14 protein-coding genes are annotated in these 13,167 nt (G+C 70.2%); 10 read left to right on the plus strand and 4 right to left on the minus strand.

The window, feature by feature from the left end; all coding sequences use genetic code 11:
• Nucleotides 1–11 precede the first annotated feature (11 nt).
• The 7 genes from ACW14X_RS28940 to ACW14X_RS28970 all read left to right on the plus strand — a co-directional run bounded on the left by ACW14X_RS28940 (nt 12) and on the right by ACW14X_RS28970 (nt 6,384).
• Nucleotides 12–953, plus strand: a complete 942-nt coding sequence (locus ACW14X_RS28940) for a phosphate/phosphite/phosphonate ABC transporter substrate-binding protein (protein WP_457164219.1) — start codon at nt 12–14, stop codon at nt 951–953.
• Entirely contained in the window at nt 953–1,768 is an 816-nt protein-coding gene (locus tag ACW14X_RS28945; RefSeq protein ID WP_457164220.1) for a phosphonate ABC transporter ATP-binding protein, read from the plus strand. Before ACW14X_RS28940 ends, ACW14X_RS28945 begins: the two co-directional genes overlap by 1 nt.
• A complete protein-coding gene (gene phnE, locus ACW14X_RS28950) occupies nt 1,765–2,640 on the plus strand; it encodes a phosphonate ABC transporter, permease protein PhnE (RefSeq protein WP_160023164.1) in 876 nt (291 codons plus the stop codon). The genes ACW14X_RS28945 and phnE overlap by 4 nt, the downstream gene beginning before the upstream one ends.
• Complete coding sequence (locus tag ACW14X_RS28955) at nt 2,640–3,641, plus strand: zinc-binding dehydrogenase (RefSeq protein ID WP_457164221.1); 1,002 nt, start codon at nt 2,640–2,642, stop codon at nt 3,639–3,641. The genes phnE and ACW14X_RS28955 overlap by 1 nt, the downstream gene beginning before the upstream one ends.
• 11 nt (nt 3,642–3,652) lie before the next feature.
• Entirely contained in the window at nt 3,653–4,105 is a 453-nt protein-coding gene (locus ACW14X_RS28960) for an NUDIX domain-containing protein (RefSeq protein ID WP_457164222.1), read from the plus strand.
• Between the two features lie 11 nt (nt 4,106–4,116).
• The gene (dxs, locus tag ACW14X_RS28965) at nt 4,117–6,015 is read left to right on the plus strand and encodes a 1-deoxy-D-xylulose-5-phosphate synthase (RefSeq protein ID WP_457164223.1); all 1,899 of its coding nucleotides are present in this window, start codon (nt 4,117–4,119) and stop codon (nt 6,013–6,015) included.
• A 147-nt stretch (nt 6,016–6,162) separates the two neighbouring features.
• Complete coding sequence (locus ACW14X_RS28970; protein ID WP_160023170.1) at nt 6,163–6,384, plus strand: hypothetical protein; 222 nt, start codon at nt 6,163–6,165, stop codon at nt 6,382–6,384.
• Between the two features lie 90 nt (nt 6,385–6,474).
• Here the strand turns inward: ACW14X_RS28970 and ACW14X_RS28975 are convergent, their stop codons facing one another.
• Together ACW14X_RS28975 and ACW14X_RS28980 are read right to left on the minus strand one after the other, a co-directional pair.
• Nucleotides 6,475–8,568 carry a 3-hydroxyacyl-CoA dehydrogenase NAD-binding domain-containing protein gene (locus ACW14X_RS28975; RefSeq protein WP_457164224.1) on the minus strand — a complete coding sequence of 698 codons (2,094 nt, stop codon included), beginning with the start codon at nt 8,566–8,568 and terminating at the stop codon, nt 6,475–6,477.
• A gap of 1 nt (nt 8,569) precedes the next feature.
• Nucleotides 8,570–9,769, minus strand: a complete 1,200-nt coding sequence (locus tag ACW14X_RS28980) for a thiolase family protein (protein WP_160023174.1) — start codon at nt 9,767–9,769, stop codon at nt 8,570–8,572.
• Between the two features lie 310 nt (nt 9,770–10,079).
• Here ACW14X_RS28980 and ACW14X_RS28985 point away from each other — a divergent pair, with 310 nt between their 5' ends.
• The 3 genes from ACW14X_RS28985 (at nt 10,080) to ACW14X_RS28995 (ending at nt 12,487) form a co-directional block, all read left to right on the plus strand.
• Nucleotides 10,080–11,039 carry a proteasome assembly chaperone family protein gene (locus tag ACW14X_RS28985; protein WP_457164225.1) on the plus strand — a complete coding sequence of 320 codons (960 nt, stop codon included), beginning with the start codon at nt 10,080–10,082 and terminating at the stop codon, nt 11,037–11,039.
• Between the two features lie 14 nt (nt 11,040–11,053).
• Complete coding sequence (locus ACW14X_RS28990) at nt 11,054–11,932, plus strand: acyl-CoA thioesterase (RefSeq protein ID WP_457164226.1); 879 nt, start codon at nt 11,054–11,056, stop codon at nt 11,930–11,932.
• 204 nt (nt 11,933–12,136) lie between these two features.
• A complete protein-coding gene (locus ACW14X_RS28995) occupies nt 12,137–12,487 on the plus strand; it encodes an arsenate reductase family protein (protein ID WP_160023178.1) in 351 nt (116 codons plus the stop codon).
• 3 nt (nt 12,488–12,490) lie between these two features.
• Here the strand turns inward: ACW14X_RS28995 and ACW14X_RS29000 are convergent, their stop codons facing one another.
• Nucleotides 12,491–12,880: a PIN domain-containing protein gene (locus tag ACW14X_RS29000; protein ID WP_400463373.1), complete on the minus strand. Its 390-nt coding sequence runs from the start codon at nt 12,878–12,880 to the stop codon at nt 12,491–12,493.
• Nucleotides 12,881–12,894: 14 nt separating this feature from the next.
• The gene (vapB, locus tag ACW14X_RS29005; RefSeq protein WP_091041496.1) at nt 12,895–13,113 is read right to left on the minus strand and encodes a type II toxin-antitoxin system VapB family antitoxin; all 219 of its coding nucleotides are present in this window, start codon (nt 13,111–13,113) and stop codon (nt 12,895–12,897) included.
• Nucleotides 13,114–13,167 lie beyond the last annotated feature (54 nt).

The following is a 13,167-nucleotide window of genomic DNA, read 5'->3' on the forward strand; positions in this document are numbered from 1 at the left end:
AGAAACCGAACATGTCCCCCCTGCGCTCCCTCACCGCCCTCGCCGGCGCCGCCACCCTGACTCTCGCCCTGGCCGCCTGCGGCAGCGAGGCGACGACCGACAAGGCCGCCGCGGGCGGCGAGGTCGGTCCCGACCAGATCTGCCCCGACGGCACCCTGACGATGGGCGTCGAGCCCTTCGAGGACCCCAAGAACCTGATCCCCGTCTACGAGACCCTGGGCAAGGCCCTCGGCGAGGAGCTCGGCTGCGAGGTCGAGGTCCAGATCTCCGACACGTACGTCGCCGAGATCCTGGCCATGCAGAACGGCAAGCTCGACATCGGCCAGTTCGGGCCGCTGGGCTACGTCTTCGCCCAGAAGCAGGCCGGCGCCACGCCGCTGGCCTCCTTCGCGGGCGAGGACGGCCAGGTCTCCTCCTACACCGGCGGCATCTGGGTGCCGAAGGACTCGCCGATCCAGTCCGTGGAGGACCTGGCGGGCAAGACCCTGGCGCTGTCCGAGTCCGGCTCCACCTCCGGTGACGCGGTGCCGCGCAAGGCGCTCATCGACGCCGGGATCGAGAAGGACGTCAAGGCCGAGTACGCCGGCGGCCACACCGAGGCACTGCTGGCCCTGGTCAACGGCAAGGTCGACGCCGCCGAGATCAACAGCCAGACCCTGGCCTCGGCGACGGCCGAGGGCCAGTTCGACGAGTCCGCCTTCCGCCAGATCTGGAAGTCCGAGCCGATCCTGAACGACCCGATCGCGGCGGGCCCGAACATGACTCCCGAGGTGTCCAAGGCCGTCCAGGAGGCGCTGCTGAACCTGCCTGCCGACTCGGTCGCGGAGATCGGCGAGTACCTCGATTTCACCCCGCCCGCCGGCAAGCCGGCGCTGGTGGCGGTCACCGACGAGGACTACCAGCCGGTGACCGACCTCGCCGAGGCCCTCGACCTGACCACGGACGACCTCTGATGGGCGCTGATCACCTACCCGGGGCGGCCATGCTGCGTATCGACGGCCTGAGGAAGGCGTTCGGGGAGAAGACGGTCCTGGACGGCCTGGCCTTCGAGGTCGCCTCCGGGGAGGTGGTCAGCCTCCTCGGAGCCAACGGCTCCGGCAAGTCCACCTCGCTGCGCTGCGTGGTCGGTCTGGAGCGTCCCGACGGTGGCACGATCACGGTCGACGGCGTCAGAGCCAAGCCCGGCGAGGCGGTGCCGACGGTGGCGATGGTCTTCCAGAAGATCCATCTGGTGCCCCGTCGCAGCGTGCTCGACAACGTCTGCGCGGGTGCGCTCGGGCGGCTCGGCCTGAGCCGGTCCTGGTCGGTGCTGGCCTTCCCGCGCGAGGTGCAGGCGGAGGCGATGGCCTGCCTGGACCGGGTCGGTCTCGCCGACCGGGCCCGGGAGAAGGCGGGTCGCCTCTCCGGCGGCCAGCAGCAGCGGGTCGCGGTGGCCCGCGCGCTGTGCCAGCGCGCCAAGGTGCTGCTCGCCGACGAGCCGGTCTCGGCGCTCGACCCGGCCGCCTCCGAGCAGGTGATGAACCTGCTCCGTTCGCTGGCCGACGACGACGGTCTCGCGGTGGCAGCGGTCCTCCACCAGCCCGACCTGGCGCGCCGCTTCTCCGACCGGATCCTCGGGCTGGCCGGTGGCCGGCTCGTCTTCGACAGCAGGAGCGCCGAGGTCACCGACGAGACCGTGGCGGGCCTCTACCGGCCCGCCCTGGAAGCGCTGGAGGCCGCCGAGGCGGCCCAGGTCGCCGCGGGCGCCGAGATGAGGGAGTTCGCATGAGCAGTCTGACCAAGGCCCCGGAACCACGTCTCGACATCCCACCCCGGTTCCGGCCCTCCGGGATCGCCGTCGGGGCGGCCATCACGGTCGCCCTGGTCCTCGTGCACTGGTACGCCGCGGTGCAGACCAACACCTCGCCCAAGGAGCTGCTCGAGGGCTGGCGGGGGCTGTGGAACTTCCTGTTCGGGGTCGACCGCACCTACCCGAACGGCAAGACCATCCATCAGGACGGTGCCTTCCCGCTCGATCTGCGCTGGTCGGAGACCATCCGGCCCGGCCTGGAGTACTGCCTGCTCACCATCTGGATCGGCCTGCTCGGCACGACCCTGTCGATACCGGTGGCGCTGCTGTTCGCGGTCATCTCCTCGCGTACGACCAACCGGTTCGTCCCACTGTGGCTCCTGGGTCGCGCGGTGATGTCGGTGCTGCGGGCCATCCCGGAGACGGTCTATGCGCTGATGTTCATCGCCGCGGTCGGCTTCGGAGCGTTCCCGGGTGTGATCGCGCTGGCGATCCACAACGTCGCGGTCATGGGCAAGCTCTGGTCCGAGGCCATGGACGAGGTGGACCAGGGACCCGTCGAGGCGCTCCGGGTGGCCGGGGCCTCGCCCGCGCAGTCGGCCGCGCACGCCGTGCTGCCCGCGGTGATGCCGTCCCTGCTCGGCCTGCTGCTCTACCGCTTCGACACCAACGTACGCAGCTCGGTCATCCTCGGCACGGTCGGTGCCGGCGGCATCGGGTTCTTCATCAAGACCGAGGTGGACAGCTTCCACTTCGACACGATGATGACGTACGTCTGCATGGTGATCGTCCTGATCATCGTGATCGACCTGTTCAGCGCCTGGCTGCGCCGGAAGGTCGGCGCGCTCTGATGGCACGGCCCGTGGCGCGGCTCGCGGTGTGGCGCGGTGGCGCCGAGGTGAGCCTGGAGACCGTCGACCTGCCGGAGCCGGGGCCGGGGGAGACGCTGGTCGAGATCGACCTCGCGACGGTGTGCGGCTCCGACCACCACACGGTCTCCGGTCGGCGTCCCGGAGCCTGCCCGAGCGTGCTCGGGCACGAGGGCGTGGGCCGGATCGTGGGCACGGGCCTGCGAGTGGTCTGGGGCGTGACCGTCTCGTGCGGAACCTGCGACCGCTGCCGTCGCGGGCTCACCGCGAAGTGCCGCTCCGTGCGCAAGCTCGGCCACGAGCCGTACGAGACGGCCTGGCCGCTGTCGGGCACCTATGCGACCCACGTGCTGCTGCCCGCCGGCACCGCCGTCGTGCCCGTCCCCGACACCCTGGCCGACGAGGTCGCCGCGCCGGCCGGGTGCGCGACCGCGACGGTGATGGCGGCCGTGGAGCGGGCCGGCTCGCTGCGCGGCAAGCGCGTGCTGGTGGTCGGCGCGGGGATGCTCGGGCTCACCGCGGTGGCTGTCGCGGCCGACGCCGGAGCGGCCGAGGTCGTGGTGAGCGACGTCGACCCGGCTCGGATGGAGCTGGCCGTCGGCTTCGGCGCGACGTCGACGTGCTCCGCGGGGCAGGCGCTTGCGCCGGTCGATGTCGCCATGGACTTCTCCGGTGCCGCCTCGGCGGTCGAGGCGGCGCTCGGGGCTCTCGACATCGGTGGCTCCCTCGTCCTGGTGGGCTCGGTCTCCCCGGGGCGCGCGGTCTCGGTCGACCCGGAGGCGATCGTGCGCGGTTGGCGGTCGGTCAGCGGCGTACACAACTACGAGCCGCGCCACCTAGAGCAGGCGGTCGCCTTCCTCGCCGCGTCGAAGCGGCCATGGGCGGAGCTGGTGGAGGAGCCCGTCGGGCTCGACCGTGTCGGGGACGTACTGACGAGCGAGCTGGGTAGACCGCGAGCCTCGGTGCGTCCAGGCAGCAACTAGGCTCGCGGATCATGACCGAGTTCGCCGCTGTGATCCTTGTCGACCGTCGTGGCTGGGTGCTGCTCCAGGAGCGTGACGAACGCCCCGTGATCGCGCCGGAGAAGTGGGCCTTCTGCGGCGGCCACCTGGAGCCGGGAGAGGATCCGCTGGCGGGTGCCGTGCGCGAGCTCGAGGAGGAGACCGAGGTGCGGCTCGCTCCCGAGGACCTCGAGCTGGTCGCCGTCCAGGAGCTCCGCCACCCCGAGACCGGCACCGACGACAAGATCCACCTGTACGCCGCGGCCGTCGATCTCGCCGACGCCGACATCGTGTGCCACGAGGGCCGTCAGATCGTCTTCGTCGACCCGGCGAAGGCGGCTGACCTGGACCTCAGCGACTCTGCTCGGATCGGGCTGACACCCTTCCTCGGATCGCCGCAGCATGCGGCCCTATCCGGGTCGGCGGCCCTCAGGGGCGCGCCGTAGAATCCTCTCCTATGGGTCTCCTCGAACGCATCGCCGCGCCGCAGGATCTTCGTGATCTCTCCGATGACCAGCTGGAGCTCCTCGCGAGCGAGATCCGGGACCTGATGATCCGGACGGTGGCCACCAACACCGGCCACCTGGGGCCGAACCTCGGCGTGGTCGAGCTGACCCTGGCCATGCACCGGGTCTTCGACAGCCCGCGCGACAAGATCGTCTTCGACACCGGCCACCAGTCCTACGTGCACAAGCTCGTCACCGGCCGGGCCGGCGACTTCGGCACGCTGCGCCGCGAGGGCGGGATGAGCGGCTACCCGAGCCAGGCCGAGTCCGACCACGACGTGGTCGAGAACTCCCACGCCTCCACCGCGCTCTCCTACGCCGACGGGCTGGCCAAGGCCTACACGATCCGCGGCGAGGACCGCCACGTCGTCGCGGTGATCGGCGACGGCGCGCTGACCGGCGGGATGGCCTGGGAGGCGCTCAACAACATCGCGATCCAGCACGACTCCAAGCTGGTCATCGTGGTCAACGACAACGGCCGCTCCTACACCCCGACCATCGGTGGCCTGGCCACGGCGCTGACGGCGCTGCGTACGAACCCGCGCTACGAGCTGGTCCTCGACATGGTCAAGCGCCGTCTCAACGCGGTGCCCGGGATCGGCGCGATGGCCTACGACGCGCTGCACGCGGTGAAGAAGGGGCTCAAGGACGCGGTCGCGCCCCAGGGCCTCTTCGAGGACCTCGGCCTGAAGTACGTCGGCCCCGTCGACGGCCACGACCGTCACGCCGTCGAGCAGGCGCTGACCTCGGCCAAGCGGTTCGGGGGTCCGGTGATCGTGCACGCGATCACCCGCAAGGGCTACGGCTACGACCCGGCCGAGCGCCACGAGGCCGACCAGTTCCACTCGCCGGGTCCCTTCGACGTCCAGACCGGCGCCGAGAAGCCCAAGGGCCGGATCTGGACCGACCACTTCTCGGACGCGATGGTGCGGCTGGGAGACAGCCGCCAGGACATCGTCGCGATCACCGCGGCGATGATGCACCCGGTCGGCCTCGACGCGTTCCAGGCCAGGTTTCCCGAGCGCACCTTCGACGTCGGCATCGCCGAGCAGCACGCCGCCACCTCGGCCGCCGGCCTGGCGATGGGTGGCCTGCACCCGGTCTTCGCGGTCTACGCGACCTTCCTCAACCGTGCCTTCGACCAGGTGCTGATGGACTGCGCCCTGCACCGGGCCGGGGTGACGTTCGTCCTCGACCGCTCCGGGGTGACCGGCGACGACGGCGCCTCCCACAACGGCATGTGGGACATGTCGCTCCTCCAGGTCGTCCCCGGGCTCCGCCTGGCCGCGCCGCGCGACATCGCGCGCCTCAACGAGCTCCTCGACGAGGCCGTCGAGGTCGACGACGCGCCCACGGTCGTACGGTTCCCGAAGGGCCCGCCGCCCGAGGACATCCCCACGATCGCCAAGCTCGGCGAGGCCGACGTGCTCGTGCGCAACGGCACCAAGGACGTCCTGGTCGTCGGCGTCGGGTCCATGGCCGAGGTCGCCGTGGGCGTCGCCGAGCGGCTCACCGCCCAGGGCATCGGCGTCACCGTCGTCGACCCGCGCTGGGTCAAGCCGATCGACCCTGCCCTCATCGAGGCGGCCGCCGACCACAGCCTGGTCGTCACCATCGAGGACAACGGCGTCGCCGGCGGTGTGGGCGCGTCCTTCCTGCAGGCGCTGACCGCCGCCGACGTACGCACCCCCGTGAAGATCCACGGCATCCCGCAGGAGTTCCTCGACCACGCCAAGCGGCCCAAGATCCTGGAGAGCATCGGCCTGACCCCCCAGGCGGTCGCGCTCGACACCATCGAGCGCCTGGGCGCTCTGACCCCGAGCCCGCTGCCCCGGGACGTCAGCCTCTGATGCCCGGAAGGGCCGAATTTTCACCCTATGGGGTGGTCTCTCTGGTCGAGCCCCTGGCGAAGATCGATCGTTCTGGGCTTAGAGTGGGATCCGTCGGGGGCGACGAGGGCCCTCGGTAACGTCACCACACAGCACTCGGGGGATTCAATGCTCTATGACGACCTCGTGGCCGAGTTCCGTTGGTCACCTGAGCAGATGTCGGCGCCGTTCGATCTCAGAGCGGCGGACGAACAGATCCGCAAGAGGATCGAGGGCCGGCGCGGATCGGCGCAGGCCTCGGGTCGCCAGCAGCGACCCCGCGCGCGGCAGAACATGGGCACGCCGGAGTCGGCGGTCGGAGGCGGCAAGGTGGCCACCGACAAGGCCTGAGTCCCTGCTGAGGTGCGTCCGGGACCGACCCCGGCCCAGCATGGGACCGCCCCCGACCGATCAGATCGGTCGGGGGCGGACTTGGTTCGGTCAGTGGAACTTCTTGCCGGTGACCTTCTCGGAGATGCCCTCGCGGTCGAGGAGCTGGGTGATGCCGCCGTTCCAGAACTGGAAGCCGGCACCGGTGATCATCGCCAGGTCGATGTCCTCGGCGGCCTGGGCGACGCCCTCCTCGAGCATCCGGCCGATCTCGTCGGCGATGGCCTCCAGCGACTGCTGGCGGGCCTCCTCGGCGGTCTTGACCACGTCGCCGGAGACGAGCAGTGCCTCGACCTCGGGGTCGAGGGTGCGCCCGTCGGGACCGAAGAAGGAGCTCTTCTTGGCCTCGACGACCCGGTGGAGGTTCTCGGAGAGGTAGAACCGGTCCGGGAAGGCCTTCGCGAGCGTCTCGTTGTTGTGGTACGCGATCGCCGGACCGACCAGGCCGATCAGCGCGAACGGGCCCATCGGTGCGACACCGGCGAAGGCGGACTCGACGACGTCGACCGGGGTGCCCTCGTCGGCGACCTTGGAGACCTCGCCCATGAAGCGGCCCAGGAGCCGGTTCACGATGAAGGACGGGCTGTCCTTGACCAGGATCGAGGTCTTCTTCAGCGACTTCGAGACGGAGAACGCCGTGGCCAGGGCCGCGTCCGACGTCTTCTCGCCGCGGATGATCTCGAGCAGCGGCATCACCGCGACCGGGTTGAAGAAGTGGAAGCCCACGACCCGCTCGGGGTTCTTCAGGTCGGCCGCCATCTCCGTGATCGAGAGGCTCGAGGTGTTCGTGGCGAAGACCGCGGTCTCCGGCGCGACGGCCTCGGCGTTGGCGAAGACGGTCTTCTTGACACCCATCTCCTCGAAGACGGCCTCGATGATGAAGTCGGCGTCGGAGAAGGCCTCCGCGTAGTCGATCGACGACGTCACGAGCGCCTTGAGGCGGTTGGTCGCGTCCTGCGAGGCGCGGCCCTTGGCGAGCTTCTTGTCGAGCTCGGCGTGGACGTACGCCACACCCTTGTCGGCGCGCTCCTGGTCCAGGTCGACCATGACGACCGGCACCTTGAGACGCTGGACGAAGAGCAAAGCGAACTGCGAGGCCATCAGACCGGCACCGATGATGCCGACCTTGGTGACCTTCTGGGCCAGCGCCTTGTCGGGGGCACCGGCCGGACGCTTGGCGCGCTTCTGCACCAGGTCGAAGGAGTAGAGCGAGGCGAGCAACTGCGGGGTCTTCGACATCGCCACGAGCGCGTCGTCCTCGGCCGCGAAGCCCTCGTCGCGGGTCGCGGTCTTGGCCAGGGTGAGCAGCTCGACGGCCTTCTTGGCGGCCGGGGAGGCGTCGCCGGTCTTGGCCCAGGCGAAGAAGCCGGCGTTCTTGGCTGCTTCGTCCCAGGCTGCGCTGCGGTCGATCTCCTCACGGGAGACCTCGACGGTCCCGGAGAGGACGCCGTCGGCCCACAGCAGCGACTGCTCGAGGTAGTCGGCGCCGCCGAAGATCGCGTCCGCGATGCCGAGCTCGTAGGCCTCGGTGCCCTTGAGCACCTTGCCGTTGTTGAGCGGGTTCTCGATGAAGACCTTGGCGGCCTTCGCCGGACCGATCAGGTTCGGCAGCAGGTAGCCACCGCCCCAGCCCGGGATCAGGCCGAGCATGACCTCGGGCAGGCCGACGGCCGGCACCGAGTCCTGGATGGTGCGGTAGTCGGCGTGCAGCGCGACCTCGAGGCCGCCACCGAGCGCGAGCCCGTTGATGAAGCCGAACGACGGCTTCTTCGTCGTGCCGTCGCCATCGCCCAGCTTGCGGAAGACCGCGTGACCGAGCTCGGCGATCGTACGGATCCCGTCGGGGCCGCCGGCCTGCAGCGAGGTCAGGTCGGCACCGGCCGCGAGGATGAACGGCTTGCCGGTCACCGCGATCGCGTCGATCTCGGGGTCGGCCAGGGCCGCGTCGTACGCCGTGTTGAGCTCGACCAGCGACTTCGGCCCGAAGGTGTTCGGGCGGGTGTGGTCGTGGCCGTTGTCGAGGGTGACCAGGCCGAGGACCTTGCCGGAGGGCAGGTTGACCTTCTGCAGCTTCGCCGCGGTGACGACCTCGTCGTCGGAGTAGAGCTTCTCCACGTCGGCGAGGAGCGAGTTGATGTCCGTCATGTCAGGCCTCCTTGCCGTTCCAGTTCGGGTTCTCCCAGATGACCGTGCCGCCCATACCCAGGCCGATGCACATGGTGGTGAGGCCGTAGCGGACCTCGGGGCGCTCCTCGAACTGGCGCGCGAGCTGGATCATCAGCCGCACACCGGAGGAGGCCAGCGGGTGACCGAAAGCGATCGCGCCACCGTACGGGTTGACCCGGGAGTCGTTCTCGTCGATGCCGAAGTGGTCCAGGAACGCGAGCACCTGGATCGCGAACGCCTCGTTGACCTCGAACGCCTCGATGTCGTCGATCGTGAGACCGGCCTTGGCCAGCGCCTTCTCGGTCGACGGGATCGGGCCGACGGCCATGACCTCGGGGGCGACGCCGGCAAAGGCGTACGACACCAGCCGCATCTTGATCGGCAGACCGAGCTCGCGGGCGACGTCCTCGGAGGCCAGCAGCGAGGCGGTCGCGCCGTCGTTGATGCCCGCCGCGTTGCCCGCGGTCACGCGGCCGTGCGGACGGAACGGGGTCTTCAGCTTGGCGAGGTCCTCGGTGGTGGTGCCGGGACGCATCGGCTCGTCGGTGGTGGCCAGGCCCCAGCCGTTCTCGGCGGAGCGGGTGGCGACGGGGACCAGGTCGGGCTGGATCTTGCCGTCGGCGTACGCCTTGGCCGCCAGCTCCTGGGAGCGGACGGCGAACGCGTCGGTGCGCTCCTTGGTGATCGCCGGGTAGCGGTCGTGGACGTTCTCGGCGGTGTTGCCCATGACGAGCGCCGAGGGGTCGACGAGCTTCTCGGAGATGATCCGCGGGTTGGGGTCCACGCCCTCGCCCATCGGGTGGCGGCCCATGTGCTCGACACCGCCGGCGATGACGACGTCGTAGGCGCCGAAGGCGATGCCGCCGGCGGTGGTGGTGACGGCGGTCATCGCGCCGGCGCACATCCGGTCGATCGCGTAGCCGGGGACGGACTGCGGGAGTCCGGCGAGCAGGCCGGCGGTGCGGCCGATCGTCAGGCCCTGGTCGCCGATCTGCGTGGTCGCGGCGATCGCGACCTCGTCGATCCGCTCGGGGGGAAGCTCGGGGTTGCGGCGCGTGAGCTCACGGATGAGCTTGACGACCAGGTCGTCTGCGCGGGTCTCGGCGTACTGGCCCTTGGCCTTGCCGAAAGGTGTGCGTACGCCGTCGACGAAGACGACTTCTCGCAGCTGTCGGGTCACCGTGTCACTCCATGTGGGTTGCCAGTCGGTTGTCGCCTGGCGGCGCTGTTGGTGCGGGCACGGGTGGTGCCCGTCGAGTACATTACCCGCTAGTAACAACGGCCGCACCGAGGGGGAGGTCACACCGGCTGTTCGAGGGGAGGTCGCCGGTCTCCGCGCGTCGGCTTGGGAATAACGTGGGCGTCCAGGATGCTGCGCTGTCGTCATGTGGAAGCGTGTATTGAGAAGGTTGAGCCCCAGGGTCGCGATCCCTGGCGAGGCGAGCGACGACGGGGTCCGCGAGGGCCGTACGCAACGGGAGGAGACACCGATGGCCGGATCACGACTGGTGCACATCGTCGACGACCTGCCCGAGGAGATCATCCTTGCCGGAGGCGACCGGCTGCCGCTGGTGGTCGTCCTGGACGGCTTCCTCGACGCGGGCAAGGCCGCCGAGCGTGCCGCGGCTCATCTGATCCAGACGTCGAGGCGAGCGCCGGTGGTGGCGACCTTCGACGTCGACGAGCTCCACGACTACCGGGCCCGACGCCCGGCGATCTCGTTCGTCAGCGACCACTACGAGTCCTTCGACGCGCCGCGGCTGGTCGTCCGGCTGCTCAAGGACACCGGTGACAACCCCTACCTGCTGCTGCACGGCCCCGAGCCGGACAACCGCTGGGAGGCCTTCGCCGGCGCCGTACGCGAGGTCATCGAGCGCCTCGGCGTGACCGAGGTGATCGCGCTCGCCTCGGTGCCGATGGCGGTGCCGCACACGCGGCCGCTGACCACGACCCGGCACGCCAACGACCCCGCGCAGGAGCTCGCCGGCCAGGTCTGGGAGAGCCCTTGGAAGGGCGAGATCAGGATCCCGGCCTCCGCTCAGGCCCTGGTGGAGGTACGCCTGGGGGAGTGGGGCCACCCGGCGGGCGGCTTCGTGGTGCACATGCCGCACTACCTGGCCCAGAGCGACTACCCGGCCGCGGCGGTGGTGCTCGTCGGGGAGCTGGAGCGCGCGGCCCGGCTGACGATCCCGGTCTCCGACCTGGAGGCCGAGGCGCAGCGCCGCGAGGAGGAGATTGCCTCCTACATCGAGGACAATGCTGAGGTGCGGGAGGTCGTGGCCGCTCTCGAGCAGCAGTACGACACCTTCCAGCGCGGCGAGGAGTCCGGGCGCTCGCTCCTGGCGCCCGACGAGCCGCTGCCGACCGGAGACGAGCTCGGCGAGCAGTTCGAGCAGTTCCTGGCCGGGCTCAACGGTCCCGACCCCGATGACAACCCTGAGAAGGATTGAGAGAAACTCAACGCATGACGACCGACGCCGTAGCGGCGGATCAGGCAGTGGCCGAGCTGGTAGGCGTGCTCGACCTGGTCGAGATCGACAAGGACCTCTTCCACGGTGCCACCACGACCCGCAACTCGCGCGGGCGCGCCTACGGCGGCCAGGTGGCCGCCCAGGCGCTGATGGCCGCGGTCCGGTCGGCCGACCCGGCCTTCACGGTGCACTCGATGCACTCCTACTTCCTGCTGCCGGGCGACCCGTCCTACCCGATCGTCTACGACGTCGAGCGGATCCGCGACGGGCGCTCCTTCGAGACCCGGCGGGTCCGGGCGCGCCAGAAGGGGCGCGACATCTACTACCTCACCGCCAACTTCCAGCGTGAGGAGACTGGCTTCGAGCACCAGGACGCGATGCCGTCCGTCCCGCCGCCCGAGAAGTGCATCGACTTCCTGAAGATGATGGCCGACTCCGGCAGCCCCGAGGCGGTCTCGCTCGCGCGCGAGTGGGAGGCGGTCGAGATCCGCGCTGTCGGCAACTCGCTGCTCGGCATCGAGCCCGACCCGGCACGTCCGGCGCAGCAGCGCCTCTGGATCCGGCTGGGCGCCTCGCTGCCCGACGATGACAACGTCCAGCGCGGCGCCTTCGCCTGGGCCTCCGACATCTCGCTCCTCGGCGCCTCCCTGGCGGCCCACTCGCTGGACCACAAGGGCATCCAGATGGCCTCGCTCGACCACACCATCTGGTTCCACCGTCCCTTCCGCGCCGACGAGTGGTGGCTCTACGACCAGGAGAGCCCCTCCGCCTACGGTGGCCGCGGCCTGTCCATCGGCCGGGTCTTCACCGCCGACGGCATCCTGGCGGCCACGGTCGCGCAGGAAGGCCTCATCCGCCCGCCTCGCGGCTGACCCCTTTCGTCGAGTCGGCTCTTCCTGACCGGATTCGGCGCCGAGTCGGCTCGTCATGACGAGCCGACTCGGCTGGCATTTCGGTCAGGACGGGCCGACTCGGCGGGCCTGTTCACAGCAGGCCCAGAGATAGGCCGGCGCGCTATCGCACACCCTGGTCGCCCGCCGCGATAGCGCACCCGACCCGCGGGCTAAGGTGGCGCCGTGGACCAGATCACCGTGTACGAGAAGCCGACCTGCACGACGTGTCGGAACCTGTTCGTTCTCCTCAAGGAGGAGGGCGTCGACTTCGAGAAGGTCGACTACCACGTGCTCGGCCTGCGGACCGAGGAGGTCAAGGACATCCTTGCCAAGACCGGCCTGAGCGCTCGTGACGTGCTGCGGAAGCGGGAGCCGGTCTACAAGGAGCTCGACCTGGCCAACCGCGACCTCTCCGAGGACGAGCTGGTCGCGCTGATGGTCGAGCACCCGGCCCTGCTGCAGCGCCCGATCGTGATCAAGGGCGACCGCGGCGTGCTCGCCCGGCCGATCGAGAAGGTCCGCGAGCTCTTCTGAGTCTCAGGCTCGCAGCCGCTCGACCGGCTGGCCGGTCGTCCGGGTGATGAGGTCGACGTCGTTGTCGGCGTGGAGGACGGTGAGATCGGCCTCCTCGGCTACCGCGGCCACCAGCAGGTCCGGCACCGACGGTGCCCGGTGGCGGCCGTCGCGCAGCACGATGCGCTGGATCTCCAGCGCCCGTGCCTCCGTACGCGGGGTGAGGGTCGCGAGCGGCATGTGGATCACCGGCACGTCCTCGACGAGATCGGACCACTCCCGCTCCGAGCGGGCCAGGTGGCCGATCTCGAGCAGTGTCGTGGTGGTGATGCGTACCTGTCCCAGCTCGATCAGGCGGGACCACTTCTCAGCGTCGGGGCTGGTGGACATCCGGGCGAGTGCCGACCGGTGCATCAGCCAGGGTCGCCTCACGACCATGCGTCACGCATCAGACCCCGGTCGGCGAGCGGGGCGAACTTCGCGAAGTCGCCGCCGGCCACGGGTCGCGCCGGTGGCAGCGGACGCAGTGCGTCGGGCGTGAACCATCGGCGGAGATACTCGTTGCGGGTGAGCCCGAGCCGCGTCGCCTCGGTGTCGATGCGCGCGAGCTCGTCATCCGAGAGCCCTCGGATCAGTACGTCGGACATGTCTGTCCACCTCCTGGACGCACGATCGTAGCCGAGGCCGGGGCGTCGACGTGG

Source organism: Nocardioides sp. YJ-D4 (genome assembly GCF_054031495.1).